Annotated in this window: 18 protein-coding genes; 12 read left to right on the top strand and 6 right to left on the bottom strand. The window is 38.2% G+C overall.

Translation table 11 applies throughout. The features are described 5' to 3' along the window. Positions 1 to 35 precede the first annotated feature (35 nt). Positions 36 to 1700 carry an iron uptake porin gene (locus I4641_RS04625; RefSeq protein ID WP_229639296.1) on the top strand — a complete coding sequence of 555 codons (1665 nt, stop codon included), beginning with the start codon at positions 36 to 38 and terminating at the stop codon, positions 1698 to 1700. A 41-nt stretch (positions 1701 to 1741) separates the two neighbouring features. Here the strand turns inward: I4641_RS04625 and I4641_RS04620 are convergent, their stop codons facing one another. The 4 genes from I4641_RS04620 to infC all read right to left on the bottom strand — a co-directional run bounded on the left by I4641_RS04620 (position 1742) and on the right by infC (position 6867). Continuing rightward, a complete protein-coding gene (locus tag I4641_RS04620) occupies positions 1742 to 3799 on the bottom strand; it encodes a glycoside hydrolase family 10-like protein (protein ID WP_229639295.1) in 2058 nt (685 codons plus the stop codon). 293 nt (positions 3800 to 4092) lie between these two features. Continuing rightward, a complete protein-coding gene (locus I4641_RS04615) occupies positions 4093 to 4938 on the bottom strand; it encodes a hypothetical protein (RefSeq protein ID WP_229639294.1) in 846 nt (281 codons plus the stop codon). Between the two features lie 362 nt (positions 4939 to 5300). Further along, positions 5301 to 6239, bottom strand: coding sequence for a GDP-L-fucose synthase family protein (locus tag I4641_RS04610; protein ID WP_229639293.1), 939 nt, complete (start codon positions 6237 to 6239; stop codon positions 5301 to 5303). A 91-nt stretch (positions 6240 to 6330) separates the two neighbouring features. Continuing rightward, complete coding sequence (infC, locus tag I4641_RS04605; RefSeq protein ID WP_229639292.1) at positions 6331 to 6867, bottom strand: translation initiation factor IF-3; 537 nt, start codon at positions 6865 to 6867, stop codon at positions 6331 to 6333. Positions 6868 to 7117: 250 nt separating this feature from the next. Here infC and I4641_RS04600 point away from each other — a divergent pair, with 250 nt between their 5' ends. The 8 genes from I4641_RS04600 to I4641_RS04565 all read left to right on the top strand — a co-directional run bounded on the left by I4641_RS04600 (position 7118) and on the right by I4641_RS04565 (position 15185). Continuing rightward, on the top strand, positions 7118 to 8026 hold the full coding sequence (locus tag I4641_RS04600; protein WP_229639291.1) for an alpha/beta fold hydrolase: 909 nt from the start codon (positions 7118 to 7120) through the stop codon (positions 8024 to 8026). A gap of 40 nt (positions 8027 to 8066) precedes the next feature. Beyond that, on the top strand, positions 8067 to 8285 hold the full coding sequence (locus tag I4641_RS04595; RefSeq protein ID WP_369426722.1) for an NAD(P)H-quinone oxidoreductase subunit O: 219 nt from the start codon (positions 8067 to 8069) through the stop codon (positions 8283 to 8285). A gap of 263 nt (positions 8286 to 8548) precedes the next feature. Continuing rightward, complete coding sequence (gene ftsH3, locus I4641_RS04590; protein ID WP_229639289.1) at positions 8549 to 10399, top strand: ATP-dependent zinc metalloprotease FtsH3; 1851 nt, start codon at positions 8549 to 8551, stop codon at positions 10397 to 10399. A 175-nt stretch (positions 10400 to 10574) separates the two neighbouring features. Further along, positions 10575 to 11453, top strand: coding sequence for a lipoyl synthase (gene lipA / locus I4641_RS04585; protein ID WP_229639288.1), 879 nt, complete (start codon positions 10575 to 10577; stop codon positions 11451 to 11453). 538 nt (positions 11454 to 11991) lie between these two features. Then, positions 11992 to 13248 carry an RNA polymerase sigma factor SigC gene (gene sigC, locus I4641_RS04580; protein ID WP_229639287.1) on the top strand — a complete coding sequence of 419 codons (1257 nt, stop codon included), beginning with the start codon at positions 11992 to 11994 and terminating at the stop codon, positions 13246 to 13248. A gap of 239 nt (positions 13249 to 13487) precedes the next feature. Beyond that, a complete protein-coding gene (locus tag I4641_RS04575; protein ID WP_229639286.1) occupies positions 13488 to 13793 on the top strand; it encodes a glutathione S-transferase family protein in 306 nt (101 codons plus the stop codon). 28 nt (positions 13794 to 13821) lie between these two features. Beyond that, positions 13822 to 14148, top strand: coding sequence for a glutathione S-transferase family protein (locus tag I4641_RS04570; RefSeq protein ID WP_229639285.1), 327 nt, complete (start codon positions 13822 to 13824; stop codon positions 14146 to 14148). 215 nt (positions 14149 to 14363) lie between these two features. Further along, positions 14364 to 15185 carry an EI24 domain-containing protein gene (locus tag I4641_RS04565; RefSeq protein WP_229639284.1) on the top strand — a complete coding sequence of 274 codons (822 nt, stop codon included), beginning with the start codon at positions 14364 to 14366 and terminating at the stop codon, positions 15183 to 15185. A gap of 111 nt (positions 15186 to 15296) precedes the next feature. Here the strand turns inward: I4641_RS04565 and I4641_RS04560 are convergent, their stop codons facing one another. Next, entirely contained in the window at positions 15297 to 15419 is a 123-nt protein-coding gene (locus I4641_RS04560) for a photosystem I reaction center subunit VIII (RefSeq protein WP_263858129.1), read from the bottom strand. Positions 15420 to 15600: 181 nt separating this feature from the next. Here I4641_RS04560 and I4641_RS04555 point away from each other — a divergent pair, with 181 nt between their 5' ends. Next, positions 15601 to 16074 (top strand): photosystem I reaction center subunit XI, encoded by a 474-nt coding sequence (locus I4641_RS04555; protein ID WP_229639283.1) that lies wholly within the window; start codon positions 15601 to 15603, stop codon positions 16072 to 16074. A gap of 179 nt (positions 16075 to 16253) precedes the next feature. Next, positions 16254 to 17000 (top strand): photosystem II repair protein Psb32, encoded by a 747-nt coding sequence (psb32, locus tag I4641_RS04550; RefSeq protein WP_229639282.1) that lies wholly within the window; start codon positions 16254 to 16256, stop codon positions 16998 to 17000. A gap of 95 nt (positions 17001 to 17095) precedes the next feature. Here the strand turns inward: psb32 and I4641_RS04545 are convergent, their stop codons facing one another. Then, the gene (locus I4641_RS04545; RefSeq protein ID WP_229639281.1) at positions 17096 to 17491 is read right to left on the bottom strand and encodes a DUF4346 domain-containing protein; all 396 of its coding nucleotides are present in this window, start codon (positions 17489 to 17491) and stop codon (positions 17096 to 17098) included. Positions 17492 to 17795: 304 nt separating this feature from the next. Here I4641_RS04545 and I4641_RS04540 point away from each other — a divergent pair, with 304 nt between their 5' ends. Next, positions 17796 to 18455 (top strand): HAD-IA family hydrolase, encoded by a 660-nt coding sequence (locus I4641_RS04540; protein ID WP_229639280.1) that lies wholly within the window; start codon positions 17796 to 17798, stop codon positions 18453 to 18455. Positions 18456 to 18519: the final 64 nt, after the last annotated feature.

Below are 18519 nucleotides of genomic sequence, written 5' to 3'. Positions count from 1 at the left end.
GCTTTGAGTTGAAAATTGTGTGAGAGGATTTTATTGTGTTGAATATTTTAAGCAAAACTGCCCCCATTCTTTTTGCTGTCTTAGTTACAGGAATATATTGTGAAGATATACAAGCCCAGACTAAAACAAATGAAATTATCGATCGCGTCCAACAATATGGACAAGAAGGTAGAAATGATAGTATTGGACAAGTCACCAATGTAAACCAACTGCGGGATGTATCTCCAACAGATTGGGCTTATGAAGCATTACGCAGCTTGGTAGATCGCTATGGTTGCATTTCAGGATTTCCTAACCAAACATATCGGGGGAATCAACCTTTATCTCGTTATGAATTTGCTGCGGGATTAAATTCTTGTCTAAATCAAATCGAACGTTTGATTGCTTCTCAAGATAGTGTAGGACAAAAAGATCTTGACACTATTAATCGCTTGGCTCAAGAATTTGAGGCAGAATTAGCCAATATAGGTACTAGAGTAGACGAGATAGAAAGCAAAATCGCTTTACTAGAAGCTAGTCAATTTTCTACCACGACTAAGCTAGCAGGAGAAGCTATCTTCGGTATTGCTAGCGTGGTTGCAGGTTCGAGGGACGATGGAATTGAAGCAACCGACGACGAAATCGATCGCGTGCCTGTCTTTGGTTATCGTACTCGTTTAGAACTAGAAACAAGCTTTACTGGGGAAGATTTACTATTCACTCGCCTATCTACGGGAAATTTTCCTGAATTTTCCCCAGAAACGGGAACATTTCAAGGAGAATTAGCTTTTGCCGAACCTGCGGATAGTAATCTGGGTTTAGAAGTCTTGTTTTACGATCGCCCTCTGGGAGAAAATACCAATATTTTAATTGGTGCGGTAGGATTAGCTGCGGATGATATTGCCAATACTGTCAGTGTGTTAGATGGCGATGGCGGTGCAGGGGCATTATCTGCTTTTGGTACTCGCAGCCCTATTTATCTTCCACCAGGAGAAACAGGAGTTGGTCTAATTCATAGTTTTGGCAAAAAGCTAGAATTTAGCGCGGGTTATCTAGCGGGAAATGCCAGCGATCCTAATGAAGAAGCAGGTTTGTTTGATGGATCGTATAGTGCGATCGGACAGCTAACTATTACTCCTTGGGAAAAGTTAACTGTTGCTCTTACCTATGTACACGGTTTAGATCAAAGCGATACTGGAGTAGGTAGCGATCTGGCAAATATTAAATCCTTTACCACAGCAGGAGAAGACATCGATCCTCTTTCTCCTAGAGTATTTGAGGGTGGAGTACCTACAGTGAATGATTCCTATGGCGCGCAATTTTCTTTGGCTTTAAGCGATCGCATTGTCCTTGGTGGTTGGGGTGGTTTGAGTAAAGTAACCACTCTCAGTAGCTTTGTAGCAGATGGACAAACTATACCTCGCGGGACGCAAGATATCTGGAATTGGGCGGGTACTCTAGCTTTTCCCGATTTGGGCAAGGAAGGAAACTTGGGCGGTATTATTGTCGGAATGGAACCTTGGGTAGCTACCTCAACTATTGATATAGAAGGTTTTGACGAAGATGCAGAAATGTCTTTACACGCAGAAGCTTTTTATCAATATCAGCTAAAGGACAATATTGCTATTACTCCAGGAGTAATTTACGTTAACCAGCCCGATAATAATGAAGATAACGATGATTTGGTAATTGTGACTCTTCGTACCACTTTTAGTTTTTAAAGTAGCTTTATTATCTTTTCTTTTCAAAATGAGAATTGCTGTTAACGAACAACTGTTTTCTTGTCGGAGTTAAGAACTTTTTTCTCACCATAACTTAAAAGGCGGTCTAAAGTATCCAAACGATTTTGCCAAACCGTTGCTTGATATACATCAACACTTTTTGTTTCTTTCATCCAGTGAGGAAATTGTCGGCGTAGAGAATTGAGGGTAATTTGAGTCGAGAAGAAATTTTTGTGAGAAGGTTTGTCCGCTAGCTTTTGTAAATCTTGCGCCAACCGATCTGCCTTAATTCCCCACTCTTCTAATGCTGCATCTGTTAGTTTCTGTCGATTGTTGGTTAAAAAGAAATTCCATTCCTTCTGCAAACTTTGATATCGAACTAAACTAACTTGAAAAGGCTCTCGATGAGGCAGAGGTTGTTTAGATTCGGCTGTAATACCTCCTTGGGTAGTATTAAACATGTTAGTAAGATTGGGGGTTAAATTTTCTGCTGCAAACAAGGCGTAACCTTCCGTAGACATTCCCCGCAACAATTGCACCTGGTCTAGTGCTGTTATATCTGGTATGTCTAAAAGCCTAATTCCTGGCAATAATAAAGCTTTTCCACTGTCAAATTCATTGAGCAAAGGATTAGCCAGATCGTATAATGTATCTGCATTTTTAGCATAGGTCATCGGAACTAACATATCGATCCATTCTTGTTTGACCCATGTTTCCCAGTGTTGCTGAATTTTTGATAAACGCTCTCGTTTCGGCATGGGAAATACCGCAGTAGAAAGAGTTAGATCGGGGCGAAGTTGGTGCAAATTATCGGCAGCAAGAGCCACAAAATTATCTATTTGCTCGATGCGAAACTTTGTCCACTCAGACCATAGATAATGCTCTGGATATAAATTAATCGGATCGAATCCTGTTTGCTTTCTAAATTGATCTCTAGCAGCTATACCATAACCATAGGTCATGTTGCCTGTAGGACTCTGAAAAGGATAGCGAATATAGTCTAGGTGAATACCATCTACTTGGTAATTAGTAGCAATTTCAGTTAATAATGATGATAAATAATTTTGAACTTCAGGATTGGCAGGATCGAGAAAAATTTTTCCCGAACTATAGTGAAAGCGACTTCCTTCCTGGTCGGTAATTGCCCAATCAGGATGTTTGGCTAAAATTGGTCCTGGATAGTTGCGAGGCAAATTGAGAATAATATTATGACGTTGGTTGACTGCTGCAAAAGTCCAAACCCAAGCGTGTAACTCAATACCTCGATCGCGAGCTAATTCGATCGCAGCTTGTAAAGGATCCCAACCTTTAACGAGGGGGTTTTGTTGGGGTGCTACTTGGCTAGGATAAATCGTATACCCAGAATTAACCGTTTCAAAAAAAATTGTGTTGATCCCTGCTGTCGCCATGCTATCGAATATGGGAACAAGATCGGCTTTCGACTTGGCTTTGACAATAGTACCCCGATCTAGCCACATAGCGCGAACTTCTGACTGAGCGACTGGTCGATCCATAGGATAGTTATCCCATAAAGCTTGTTTGGCTGCCGACCACTCTGCCGTTGCCATGGCATAATAACGTTGGTCGATCAGACTATGAAATCTTTTTAATCCCTGTCTGGCTCGATGCAAAGCAAGATGGGCATCGCCATATTGAGATTTAGCTATTTGTTTGTTGTTTTCTTTCCTGGTTATAGTCGAACGACCTAATATTTCTTGGATAATCTCGACTGTAGAGATATTAATATTACTATGGTGAGCTTCCGCCGTTAGGAGAGTTGTCTCAAAGCGACCAATTAAACCCTCAAGTTCTTGGGTCATCAAACGTTTTTCTCCAGGAGAAATCACTGATTCCCAAGGGAATTTGCGATCGCCATTTTGAGGTAAATTTCCCCTCACTTCGTTGAAATTGATTTGTGTTTGAAGATGATGCGGAATTGTATTGCTTTTTTGGGGCTGTGATGATATGGCTTCGAGAGTTTTATTATTATTTGATACTGGTTCTTTCGCTAATACTGGAAGGCTAAATAATGTAATAGGCAAAAAGGGAATAATTAATTTGATTATTTGATTGTTTATTAGTTTTGTTTTAATACTCATCTGTGAGTATGAATCTTGGAAAGGCTTATCATTTCCTAGCACAGAAATTCCCTCTATCTCTAATATTTTAAAAGTTTCTAATAAATAGTTTATTGATTGGCTATTACATTTAACTGATTTCCAAACACCTATTATAGTCTTGAAATATTAATATTCATATCGGTAATAGTGACCATAGATAATCATTGAATATCAGTTTTTTAGAATTCTTTTACGGGAAAATAACTAATACACTAACTATCTAGTAGTAGTAGAAATACGCGAACTAGAGAAAAAATTTGCTGAATATCTAATTAATTGGGCTGCTTATATTGGCGCAGTAAATTATTTAGTTGAGATTGTCTCTGTTTGAGTATAGCTTCCACTTCTTGAGATCTTCTTTCTAATTCCAAAACTTCTAGCTCTACTAGTCTTTTTTTGCGTTCTGTTGAGCGCAATTCTTGATTTTCTCTAAGCTCTACTCTTTTTTCTGCTAAACCCACACCGTGAAAATTATCTTGCCATTCTACGACTCGGTCGAATTCTTCATTTCTAAGATTGGTACTCAGGTTAGAGAAAGTTTTTGGTGAAAGTATTTCTCCGCTATCCTTAGAGTTTTCAACAAAGAAAGTAGCATATATTTCTGGCGAAACTGTCCTCAAATAAGTATTCGCGATCGCTTTATCAATAGATTTTAATTCTATATATTTATCCAGAATTTCAGCTGCATTTTTTTCTTTAGCACACTGTCTAATTTCAGCTAAACTAGGATGAAATTCTTCGGGAAGCGAACCAGAATTATCGCTAAAATTGATACCCACTGCACCGACACCCAAGCCAAAACCACCAGAACGAGAAAAAGAGATAATTTGTTCTCCACAGGTTAGAGAAGCACTACCAGATGGTACTGAGAGACGACCTCGGTAGCTATCGCTCCAAAAATTGTCGCTTTTTTCATTATCAGTAACAGTTACATCTGATGTATTGCCATTAGAACTTTGTCCTTGGCTTTGCGAACCTGATTCTTGGACGCTGATATCTACATTTTCGTTATTGTTATTGATTACCCTTTCAGTATTTTGAGCGCGTACCCGAATAGCGTTGCTAAAAGATATAAGATTAGCTACAAATAGAATCGTAAATAACTGCTTAATTTTCATTTTACTTAAAATAAATTGAGAAAATTTTTAGTTTTAATAGAATTAATTATTGCAAGAATATTTAATTATTACTTCGCTCTAAGATTTAAGCTTTATTCTTCGATTAAATGCTAGAGATAAATTTTAAAATAGTAAGCTTGATAATTAATGAATATTTTCCAATCAATTGATCCAAATAAATATAAATATTTGAATAAGAATTAAGTTAAAATGTATCGATCTAGAAAAAAATGGTAATTTTTACTACCTGTGGATTAAATGTTTCACAGTAAGTTTATAATTAAGCATTAAACTGTTAATACAATGTAAATGCATTAACAGCTCATTAACTTGATCGCTTTTTTAGTAAGACTCAAACGATATTAATCTGGATTTTGACGATACCAATCAATAGTATTTTTTAGACCTTGACGAAACTCAGTTTGTGCTACGAAACCAAACTTTTCTTTCGCTCTTTGAGTATCCAAACAACGACGGGGTTGACCGTTAGGTTTATCTGTTTGCCAGATAATTTCTCCCTCAAATTCCATCAACTCACAGATAGTTTCGACTAAGCTTTTAATCGATATTTCTTGATTAGTTCCCAAATTAACTGGCGCAGACTCATCATATTTTTGAGTTGCGATCGCGATCCCCCGTGCTGCATCGGTAGAATATAAAAATTCGCGAGTCGGACTACCGTCACCCCAAACAGGTAATTTTTCATCTCCTCTTTGTTGGGCTTCATATACCTTACGAATCAAAGCAGGAATGACATGAGAGCTTTGAGGTTTAAAATTATCTTCAGGGCCATATAAATTAACTGGTAAAAGATAAATTCCGTTAAATCCGTATTGCTGACGATAGGCTTCTAACTGCACCAATAAAGCTTTTTTAGCAATACCATAGGGTGCATTGGTTTCTTCTGGATAACCATTCCATAAGTCATCCTCCTTGAAAGGAACAGGAGTAAACTTAGGATAAGCACAAATAGTCCCGACACAGACAAATTTCTCTACTCCTTCTTGATATGCAGCATGAATTAGCTGCGTACCCATCATCAAATTGTCATAAAACAACTCGGCGGGTTTTTCTTGGTTCAAACCAATCCCCCCTACATGAGCAGCCAAATGAACCACAACATCTTGTTCTTTAACCGCTTGTTGGCAATTTTCCCACTTACACAAATCCAACTCTCGCGATCGCGGTGTGCTAATTTTATCTATAGTCGCTCCAAATTGGCACAATTGGTCTACAACTTGTTTGCCCAAAAAACCGTTTCCACCTGTTACCAGAATTCGTTTATTTTGTAGATCTAACATTTTAATGGTGATGCAACGTCTAACCGCAATATATTCTATATAAAAAAAAGAAGAGCGAGATTGCCCTTCTTTAACTTTGCTTTCTAAAAAATTATTTCTTTGGAGATAACATCATCATCATGTTACGTCCTTCTCGTTTAGGAAATTGCTGCACTTCGGCATAATCTTCCAAATCTTTTGCCATACGACGCAGTAAATCCTCTGCCAGCCTGGAATGTTGAATTTCTCTTCCTCGGAAGCTAATGGTAGCCTTGACTTTATCCCCAGATTTCAAAAAGCGTTGAGCATTTTTGACGCGCACGTTGTAATCGTGTTCTTCGATTTTATAACGCATCTTCACTTCCTTAACGTCAGCGTTATGCTGCTTTTTCTTCGCTTCTTTTTGCTTTTTATCTTGCTCGTATTTATATTTCCCATAGTCCATTATTTTACAGACAGGAGGCTTAGCGGTTTCACTGACTAAAACTAAGTCTAAACCTTTTTCTTGAGCTATAGTTAGAGCCTCTTTGGGAGTAATAATTCCCAGTTGCTCGCCTTCGGAATCGATTACACGAATTTCGGGGAAGCGAATTCTTTCGTTGGTTTTGGTTAGATCTCGACTAGGGCTACTGCGTCTTCTATCTCTCACAGGCGTATTGTTTCTTTCCTTTTGTATTAGTATTACGACGAACTGAAAATTCTAAATTTTAAGATGATAAATTAGGATAAATTAGGATAAATAGTTATCTTGTCCACTATTTTATCTATCTTGCTATTAATAGAATGTTAAGTTAACTTTATTTTCTAATTTAATCTATATCAAAATTAGACATTAATCTAGCAATAGATATACTTTGAGTCATAAGAGTACATTATGTAAATATTTTTTAAGTGAAAATTTGAACATCAATCAACCTTGGCAAGAACGTATCGGCAATCAAAGAGATTGGGTCTGGCGAGGATGGCAAACTCGTTATAGTTACTTGAGAGCAAAACATAATAATAGTAATTTTCCGTCTCCTGTCATAATATTCATTCACGGCTTTGGTGCTAGTATCGAACACTGGCGTCACAATTTGCCCGTAATATCTCGTACTTATGATATTTATGCTCTGGATTTGTTGGGTTTTGGAGCATCGAGGAAAGCCGACGTAGAATACAGCGCAACTCTATGGACAGAACAACTTCATGATTTTTGGCAAACTTTTATTGGTACTCCTGTAATTTTAGTTGGTAACTCAATTGGTTCGTTGGTTTGTCTCAATGCAACTGCTACCTATCCCAAAATGGTCGCTGGTTTAGTCATGCTTAGTTTACCAGACGTTTCGGTACGGGAAGATATTTTGCCACCTCTAATACGTCCTCTTGTGACAACATTAGAAAATTTGGTTGCATCTCCGTTTTTAATTAAAAATATCCTCAAGATAGTTAGAAAGCCCAATATCATTCGTCGTTGGGCGGGACTGGCTTACCCTAATAAACAAGCTGTTACCGATGAGTTGGTAGAAATTTTATCTAGTCCTGCTTACGATGATGACTCTGGACAAACTTTGCTGAGGTTATCTCGTAGTGTCAGAAAAGCTAGTTTTGCTAAATCGGTCAAAGAGTTGCTGCCCAAGATAACTATACCCATGCTGCTGATCTGGGGATTGCAAGATAAGATGATACCACCCAATCAAGCCAAAGAAATCGCATCCTTCAATCCGCTTTTAAAACTAATAGAATTACCCAATGCTGGTCATTGTCCCCACGACGAATATCCCGATGAATTTAATTCTATTCTCTGTGACTGGCTCGAATCTATATAATTTAAACTAAATATACTCTCAGAAGCGATCGCGATTAATAATTATGGCAGGTATCAAAAAAGGATCTTTAGTTCGTGTAGTCAAAGAACAACTAGAAGGAAGTTTAGAAGCCAAAGCTAGTGATGTTCGTCTTCCTTCCTACTTATTTGATAGTAAAGGAGAAATTTTGGACGTAAATGACGATTATGCTCTAGTGCAATTTTATGTTCCTACTCCTAATGTTTGGCTGCGTCTAGATCAATTAGAAGAAGCAAAATAAAACCTTTTGTATTATGCCAGTACGAATGCGTTACATTTCAATTCTAAATTCAAGTAAATTCTGAATTCAAGAAAATAATTGGTAAATATTTCCTGAGAAACGTTAACATAAGTTAACAACGTAAAAACTAAAAGAGCAATAAATACTAGTTTTCCTAACATAAGCTAGCCACATTCATGTCTTTTGAAAGGAGTGGCAAGGTAACAGTAGTTAAAATAAAGATAAAAATATCCTTTAATCTTCAGCTAAGGGAGGCTGTCAGAGTGAGTAAAGATAACAATAAAAAATGGCGGAATGCAGGATTATATGTTCTGCTAGCTATAGTGGTAGTTGCATTGGGGACCGCCTTCTTGGACAAACAGCCTCAAGCACGTACTACCTGGGCATATAGCAAGTTAATCGACGAAGTTCAAAGCAACAAAATCGAAACTGTAAAAATTAGTGCCGACCGCACTAAAGCACAAGTAATTAACAGTGAAGGAACACCTATCCTGGTCAACTTACCCAACGACCCTCAGTTGATCGACATCTTGAGTGATAATGGTGTGGATATTGCCGTATTGCCTCAAAGTGATGAAGGATTTTGGTTTAGAGCTTTAAGTAGCTTGTTGTTCCCCATCCTATTATTGGTGGGACTATTCTTCTTACTCAGAAGGGCGCAAAGTGGTCCTGGATCTCAGGCAATGAACTTTGGTAAATCCAAGGCTAGAGTCCAGATGGAACCCAAAACACAAGTGACGTTTGGTGATGTTGCAGGTATCGAACAAGCCAAACTAGAGCTTACTGAAGTGGTAGATTTCCTCAAAAATGCCGATCGCTTTACTGCCATTGGTGCAAAAATTCCTAAAGGTGTCTTACTTGTTGGCCCTCCAGGGACAGGCAAAACTCTTCTGGCTAAAGCAGTAGCTGGTGAAGCTGGCGTACCTTTCTTTAGTATTTCTGGTTCAGAATTTGTCGAAATGTTTGTTGGTGTGGGTGCATCCCGCGTCCGCGATCTATTTGAACAAGCCAAAGCTAACGCGCCTTGTATCGTCTTTATCGATGAGATTGATGCCGTAGGTCGTCAGCGTGGTGCTGGTTTAGGCGGAGGTAACGATGAAAGAGAACAAACTCTTAACCAACTCCTTACCGAAATGGATGGTTTTGAAGGCAATACAGGTATTATTCTAATTGCTGCCACTAACCGTCCCGATGTATTAGATTCTGCGTTAATGCGTCCTGGTCGTTTTGACCGTCAGGTAGTAGTAGACCGTCCCGACTATGCAGGTCGTCAAGAAATCCTTAACGTTCACGCTCGTGGTAAAACTCTAGCCAAAGACGTAGACCTCAACAAAGTTGCTCGTCGTACTCCTGGTTTTACTGGTGCAGATTTAGCCAACTTGCTCAATGAGGCTGCAATTCTAGCTGCCCGTCGTAGCTTAACTGAAATTTCGATGGATGAAGTCAATGATGCGATCGATCGCGTTATGGCAGGGCCAGAGAAGAAAAATCGAGTCATGAGCGAAAAGCGCAAAGAACTCGTGGCATATCACGAAGCAGGTCACGCTCTAGTAGGTGCATTGATGCCCGACTACGACCCAGTACAGAAAATCAGTATCATTCCTCGCGGACGTGCTGGTGGTTTGACCTGGTTTACTCCTAGTGAAGACCGTATGGAGTCTGGTTTATATTCTCGCTCTTATCTACAAAACCAAATGGCTGTGGCTTTGGGCGGTCGTCTAGCAGAAGAGATTATTTATGGTGAAGAAGAAGTGACTACTGGTGCTTCTAATGACCTGCAACAAGTAACCAGAGTAGCTCGTCAAATGGTAACTCGCTTTGGAATGAGCGATCGCTTAGGTCCTGTTGCTTTGGGTCGTCAAAATGGTAACGTCTTTATGGGTCGTGACATCGCTTCCGATCGCGATTTTTCTAATGAAACCGCAGCAGCGATTGATGAAGAAGTGCGTAACTATGTAGACCAAGCATACAGTCGTGCGAAGAAAGTCTTGATAGACAACCGTCATATTTTGGACCGTTTGGCAGAAATGTTAATTGAGAAAGAAACCGTAGAAGCTGATGAACTACAAACAGTTCTGAACGAAAACGATGTAAAAATGGCAACTTTAGCATAAAGCACAACTAATTGTGTTTTGGAATTTATAGTTTGAATCAAGGCAGTACTAAAATTATCAGTGCTGTCTTTTTTCCTGGCGATCATTCATTAATTTTACCTGGGTACTTATGAACCTCCGAACAAGATAAAATGATGATCGAGAAATCTTACTTAATAAGTTGGAGCAGTAAGGAGTGGTAGTTAAACCAGACTGGTTGAGAGTAAAAGCACCCCAAGTCGAACGGGTAGGCAGTGTAAAAGAGATCTTGCGTGATTTATCTCTAAATACTGTCTGTGAGGAAGCATCTTGCCCTAATATTGGAGAATGCTTTGCCGTTGGTACCGCGACTTTTTTAATCATGGGACCTGCTTGTACTCGTGCTTGTCCTTATTGTGATATTGATTTTGAAAAAAAACCCCAAGCTTTAGACCCTAATGAGCCATTCCAGCTAGCAGAAGCAGTACGTCGCCTGAAATTAAATCATGTAGTAATCACTTCGGTAAATCGTGACGATCTCTCCGATGAAGGCTCATCTCAATTTGTACGATGTATTGAAGAGGTACGTAAAGTTTCCCCCAACACCACGATTGAGTTGCTTATTCCCGATTTGTGTGGGAATTGGGATGCCTTAAAAATCATTCTCGACGCTCAACCCGACGTACTCAATCACAATACAGAAACTATTCCTAGACTATATAAAAGAGTCCGCCCTCAAGGAGACTATCAGCGATCGCTTGAATTATTGAAACGCGCTCGTGAAATTGCTCCTTGGGTATATACCAAATCTGGGATCATGGTAGGTTTGGGAGAAACCGATACAGAAGTTAAAGAAGTAATTCAAAGCTTGCGAGATGTAGACTGCGATATTTTGACTATTGGGCAATATCTTCAACCCTCTCAAAAGCATTTAGGAGTTAAAGACTTTGTTCCTCCCGAACAGTTCGATGCTTGGCAAGAGTTTGGCGAGTCTATTGGTCTTCTACAGGTGGTTTCTAGTCCTCTTACTCGTAGTTCCTACCATGCAGAACAAGTTAAAACTTTAATGCAGCTTTATCCCCGCCACAAATCTTGAGAAAAGGATGATGTGACCAAATTAAAGAGCGACAGAGAGACTGTTAGAGGTAGTTCATCGTTGTTTCTGATTCTTTCCGCATAATTACTTATAAAACTGGTAACAAATGACCAATTTAGTGAGTTTAAGAAACTGTTTATTCATAGCGGTTTCTTTTTTTATGCTATTGTTTTTTAACGATTGAAATCCTTTTCTTCCTTGCCATACAGTAGTTTTGACGTTCGTTTTAGCTGGTTTAAAAGAGCGGTCTTTGCTTGAGTTATATTAAGAAATGTAAACTATTTGTATTTCAAGGAACTTTTAGTTGCTGCGATCCTTCCTCTCTCCAGAAAGCAATATTTATCGACTTCCTCATAATCCGAAGTGATTTTAACAACATTCAGCCAACCGTGTTGTTACTGAGAATGGATTTAAAAAACTGAAAAAAAAACGAAAAAAACTTCAGTTATGTTCTTTTTCACAGCGAATTGGGCAATCTATTCTCAGAGGAGGAAGTCAAATCCCCAACCTTAACTGGAGTCGTCATTAAGAGATCGCTATGCTTGCTAGTTCTTCATACGTTGAAACCGAAGGATATAATTCTTCACCCAATCCCGATCTAAATCTCGATTTAGAAGCTAATAATGATGGTTCTGATAAGTTACCCGAAGAACTTGTAGAACTTGATTTAGAAAGTGCAGATCCCGATCGCATTGCTCGAAGGGGCAGCCGTACTACCACCGATCTAGTCCGATTATATTTACAAGAAATTGGTAGAGTTCCTCTATTAGAAAGAGATGAAGAGGTTTCTGAAGCCCAAAAAGTTCAAAAGCATATTCAAATCGTGGAAGAACGTGCTAAAGCTGCGGAGGCGGGTAACACAACTCTACAAGAATTTATCAAGCTAGTCGACGTTCATGATCGTTTAGTTACTCAAATTAGTCATCGCCCTTCTTTGAAAAGATGGTCAATGGCATTGGGTATGGAAATCCCTATCCTAAAAGAGAAGTTAGCGACTGGAAAAAATGCCTGGGCAGAAGTTGTTGGCTGTGATGTCAAAGAATTAGACAGAATTCAAAAAAATGGCATTCGTGCTAAGGAACATATGATCAAGGCGAACTTACGTCTGGTTGTGTCTGTCGCTAAGAAATATCAAAATCGCGGTTTAGAATTACTCGACTTGATTCAAGAGGGAACATTAGGCTTAGAAAGAGCAGTAGAAAAGTTTGACCCCACTAAGGGTTATCGTTTTAGTACTTATGCTTATTGGTGGATTCGTCAGGGTATTACTAGAGCGATCGCAACTCAAAGCAGAACTATTCGCCTTCCCGTACACATTACGGAAAAATTAAACAAAATCAAAAAAGCTCAACGCAAGATTTCTCAAGAAAAAGGACGTACTCCTAAAATTGAGGATATTGCTCAAGAGTTGGATATGACAGCAGCACAAATTCGCGAAGTATTGTTGCGCGTACCTCGTTCGGTTTCTCTAGAAATTAAAGTCGGGAAAGAAAAAGATACAGAATTGGGAGATTTGCTAGAAACAGAAAGTGCTTCTCCCGAAGAAACGTTGATGAGAGAGTCTTTGCAAAAAGATTTGCATTACCTTCTTTCTGAATTGACTAGTCGCGAACGAGAAGTAATTCAAATGCGCTTTGGTTTTGGCGGAGAAAAGCCTTTTTCTTTAGCGGAAATTGGTCGTTGTTTGGAATTGTCTCGCGAACGAGTACGTCAAATTGAAGCTAAAGCCTTACAAAAATTACGTCAACCCCGACGTAGAAATCTAATTAGAGACTATTTGGAATCTCTAAGTTAAAGCGATCAAAATCGAGATAGAGTAACCCCGGAGTAATTATTCACACCCCCTCCTAAAAAGTGTTGATTTTCTTGTTTTTTCGTTGATAAGTAGGGGGGGAGTGAACGGTTACTTAATATTTGTATTACCTCAAGAAAATTTAGAGAGCTATGGTAAGTGTTTGGCAGAAATTGACAATGCGATCGCTTTGCTGGTTAAAAAAATTTTAGAATATTAATTGAATTGTCAATTTATTAATTATGCTGAAATTTTATTATTCTCGTCTTTCCATCAACGCTCGACGGGTTTGGGTGACTCTTTTAGAAAAGAATTTAGAATTTGAATCAATCATTCTCAAACTTAATGGCGATCAATTTCAACCAGATTTTTTAGCTCTCAATCCTTTCCATCACATTCCAGTACTAGTAGATGGAGATTTTAAAGTATTTGAATCTTTAGCAATTTTAGATTATTTAGAAGCAAAGTATCCTAGCCCATCTTTTATGCCTACTAGCCCCGAAGACATTGCTACGGTGCGTATGCAAGAGCTAATTACCATTAATTAATGAATTTCCTCCTGCTTCTATTGTCTTGATGAAAGAAATGCTAGATGTCCCTGTAGAGCCACCAAAGGTAGAACAAGCAAAGAAAACGATGGCTACTACACTACAGTATTTTGAAGATAATTTAGTTGCAGATCGAGCCTATTTAGTAGGAGAAAATTTGACTTATGCCGATATTGTTGCAGGAACAGCTATTGCTGCTATACCTAACTTAAATATTAGCCTCGAACCCTATCCTAAGTTAACTAAATGGATAGACAATCTCAATCAACGTCCTAGTTGGCAACAAACCGCTTCTTCTACTGAAGAAATCGAACGTTCTAAAGCAATTATGAAAGCTATTTTGCAAAGGAGATAATCATCCAATAAATTTATCGTAAATATCAACCCGCGCTGCAATATATCGGCGTAGATTTTGCCAGAGAAGACGTACAGACAGCAATTATTAATTGTTATTCTGCTATGGAATCTGCTTTTCAGGCAATTATTGCTTATTAGATTTGTAAACGGCAAAATCAAGCCAAAATGTACCCTAGTTTAGCTTTAGTAAAGGCTCTGAATAATCAATAGTTAATGTTAAATACGATTAAAAAAGTTTTGGGTGGATTTGGCACATTAGATGGTGCTACTTATCCTTTCAAAGCCTTGATGGTTTTCATCAGAAATCCCCGACTAATAAAATATATTGCCATTCCTATATTGCTTAATATTGTAGTTGCGATCGCTCTTTATAGCGGTCTACTTTATTTTGGCTGGCAAATTGTCGATCAAGTGCAGGGGGACTTGATTCTTTGGTTAAATCAATTAATTAATGATTTACCTCAATGGTTAGGATTTCTAACTTATACTGTTTCAGGATTAATTGTAGTCGTACGATTTTTGCTAATAGTCATTCTGTTTATTGCTACGGGTTTTGTCTTAACTCAATTTGGAGTATTGTTAGGTGCGCCTTGGTACGGTCAACTTTCCGAACAACTAGAAAAATTACGTACGGGGAAAGTTGAATTAATTGAATTAAATATAGTGAGTGATTTAACTCGGGCTATCTTATATGAGTTAAAAAAACTTGTGTTAATCGCTTCGATAGGCATTCCTTTATTAGCAATCAACTTTTTTCCTGGAGTTGGCACATTAGTCTCAAGTATTGGTTCTTTGGCTCTAACTACAACAATTGTCTGTATGGACTTTCTTGATTCTTGTTTAGAACGTAGAAGACTAAAATTTCGTCAAAAATTAGGAATAGTTCTTAAAAGCCTCCCTGCTAGTGCTAGCTTGGGCTTAGTTTGCTTGGGCTTAATTAGTATTCCTTTAGTCAATCTAGTCACAATTCCTTTGTGTGTCGCCTCAGGAACATTATTTATTTGCGATCGCGTTCGTTTGCCTCTACAAAGATAATTAATTAATTGAACTCAAGACGTTGCATAAAAAATACTCCACCTAAAAAGGTAGAGCATTAATATTCCATAAGTAAAAAACTTACTTAAAAATATCAAATATGCATAATTATTAGGCTTCAGCGTCGCCTTCAATATATACAAATAAAAGAGCCATGGAAACTGCGGCACTAACGAGACCTACAAGAGGTACCATCGCTACGGGTAGCCAAGAAGCTGCGTAATCGCCAATCATATTTTACCTTCCTTATTTTTTTGGACTAAAACGTTGACAACTTGGATATTACTGCGAACGCCTATACGAATAGGTTTAGTTATAAAGATTCTTAACAAAAAGCGAACTTAAACCAAGTTAGAGTAATGCTATTTAAAGGGATTCTATGAATCTCATTGATTTAAAAGGAGAACTTAATTTTATGGACGCAATTACACATACTGGAGATCCCCAAGTAGGGAATTTGGCTACTCCCCTTAATTCGTCAGGTTTTAGTTTGGCTTTCATCCGCAACCTACCAGCTTATCGCGATGGTCTTGCACCTCTTCGTCGCGGTTTAGAAGTTGGTATGGCACATGGATACTTGCTATATGGACCTTTTCTAGTTTTAGGGCCTTTAAGAAATACCGATAACGCAGATATTGCAGCTTTACTAGCGTCTTTCGGTCTAGTAACTATCTTGACTGTATGTTTGTCTCTATATGCTAGTGCAATGGGTGGCAAACCTTCTGAAACTATAACTACTGGTAAAGTATCCCCTGCTTTTGCTACTAAAGAAGGTTGGAGCGAATTTGCAACTGGTTTCTTTATTGGAGGAGGCGGTGGCGCATTCTTCGCCTATTTCTTGCTTTCTTCTGCTTATTTATCAAGCATTAAGGAATTAATTGGTCTTTAATTTTTACCGATTAAAATTTAAAACATTCGAGATAGTCGATAGTTCTACTCTCACAACTATATAAATTGCAGCTCAGGGGGAACTCTGGGCTTTATTATTAAATAGGGATATTCAACATAAATTTTGTTGATGGCTAAACAATATTCTTTAAAAAAAGTAGTTATTTGAGAATAAAGACAATGAAACAATATCTTATGCTAATGAAACAATGGGGTTCGCGCTTAAAGAGCTTAATTGTTACGACCTTATTAGTTGTATTCACTTTATCTTGTATTGCAGCATCAGTGATAAGCTTCGCTACTCCTTCAGCGATCGCAACTGGCTTATTCGATCTACCTAATTTTGATGCTGATCAAATATGGGTAGTAGATACTGCTGATGCTATTAGTAGTGCAAACCAAAGCAAGTTAAGCAAAACTTTTAAGGATTTAGCGGATGAGACTGGTCAAGAAGTGAGAATGGTCGCTATTCGTCGTTTAGACTACGGTGAAACTGTTGATACTCTAGCAGATGAAATATTCAAAGATTGGTATTCTAACCCTGAAATACAAGCCAATCAGACACTGATTGTATTAGATACCCTAACTAATAATGCTGCCATTCGTACGGGAGATGCTGCAAAAGGAATGGTTAGTACAGAAATTGCAGAAAGTATTATTGATGACACTGTTGGTTACAATATCCGTAAAGGAAATAAATATAATCAGGCTTTCCTCGATGCAGGAGATCGCTTGGTAGCGGTGCTTTCTGGACAAGAAGATCCAGGACCTCCCATTATGGAAGATGACATTCAAATTGAAGGTACTTTTACCAAAGCCGAAGACACCGACGACAGTAGTGCAACAATTTGGGTCATTGGATTTTTGATTGTTGCGACGGTAATTCCTATGGCGACTTACTATTGGTATGTAGGATTTGGTAGCTAGTCTCAAATTTTAATATGCTGGAGGATGGGCAATGTTTGTGGATGTGTTGAAGTTTGAATTAATACAATTTATTGCCCACCTTTTCAAGAATTCTATCAATCTTGAATATATTCAGTGCCATTTACTAGAGCATATTCAGCTTTAGTAAATTCTCTTCCTAAATATGCTGCATGGTCTAGCATTGTAATAGGACAAGGATTCGGTTTTTCGATCGCCTCAACACATAGTTCCTTGGCTGTTCTAGCAGTATAGAGTGTCTCTGCAACTCGCTCTACCTTTTTGCCACCACAAGCAATTACTTCTCCTGTATCTGGATCGACTGCCAAACCTCGATCGTTGATTGTATTCGTGTAATGTTTAGCGCAGATCAAACTTGCTTCACGATCCAGATAAATAACATAATAGCCACCAGGATCTAAGGCAATAGGACGTTGGGAAAGTTCATCATCTAAAGCTTTTAAGTGTTCGGTATTAATGGTTGTGATTGGCATTAAAATTCATCATGTTTGTCTAATTTCTCAAAAATTATCATAAATCTTTCTAGATTATTTATCATCAATTAGTTAAATTTTTTATGGTTCTACCGAACTTACTGTGTAAAATCAATAAAGATTTTTGGTTAAGCAAGAAGGCGATCGCGAAATACTACTTGGCGATCTCTTTAACATAACTGTTATAACTTTATTCTCGAAGCAACCAACGATTAAAACAACAGAAATTTTATCTAATATATATCTTAGTGTTAATCATCGTCGGCTATATTTGAACTCTAACTAATTATTATGGGAAAAATCTATGTCTAAACCTATTACCCACGTCATTTATGACATGGATGGATTGTTATTAGATACAGAATCTCTCAATGAAAGAGTCAACGGGGAGATAGTCGAACGCTATGGCAAAAGTTTTACTTCTGACATTAAAATTGCGATCGCTGGAACAACAGCCGTAAATTCAGCCCAAACAATTATCAAAACCTTAGAAATTCCTCTCACGATTGAAGAGTATTTAGGAGAGAGAAATAAATTACTATATCCTTTATATCCCACCGCCAAAACTTTTCCAGGGGCAGTCGAATTAGTCCAACATTTAGCCCAATATAATATCCCTCAAGCGATCGCTTCAAGTTCTTCCCGCAAAAACTTTGAGATGAAAACCGTCAACCATCAAGACTGGTTAAAATATTTCGAGTTATTTACCTTAGGAGACGATCCAGAAATTAAACAAGGCAAACCTGCCCCAGATATATTTTTACTCACCGCCCAAAGATTAAATGCCCAGCCTGAAAACTGTTTGGTGTTTGAAGATTCTTTATCGGGAATGGAAGCAGCGATCGCTGCGGGGATGACTGTAGTGGTTATTCCCGATCCAGTCTTTGACAAGAAAATGTTTACCGCAGCAGATATGGTACTTAATTCGATGACAGAGTTCGATCCCCAAATGATTACTAGCTGATGTTACCTACTCACAGATCCGTTGAGACTGGTTAATGGGAAATGGTTCAAGGATTTATCGATTT

It is taken from the genome of Waterburya agarophytonicola KI4, from assembly GCF_020640915.1.
GTDB classification, from domain to species: domain Bacteria; phylum Cyanobacteriota; class Cyanobacteriia; order Cyanobacteriales; family Xenococcaceae; genus Waterburya; species Waterburya agarophytonicola.
Note: the sequence above shows the minus strand (reverse complement) of the source record. Positions and strands in the feature narration are given on the sequence as shown.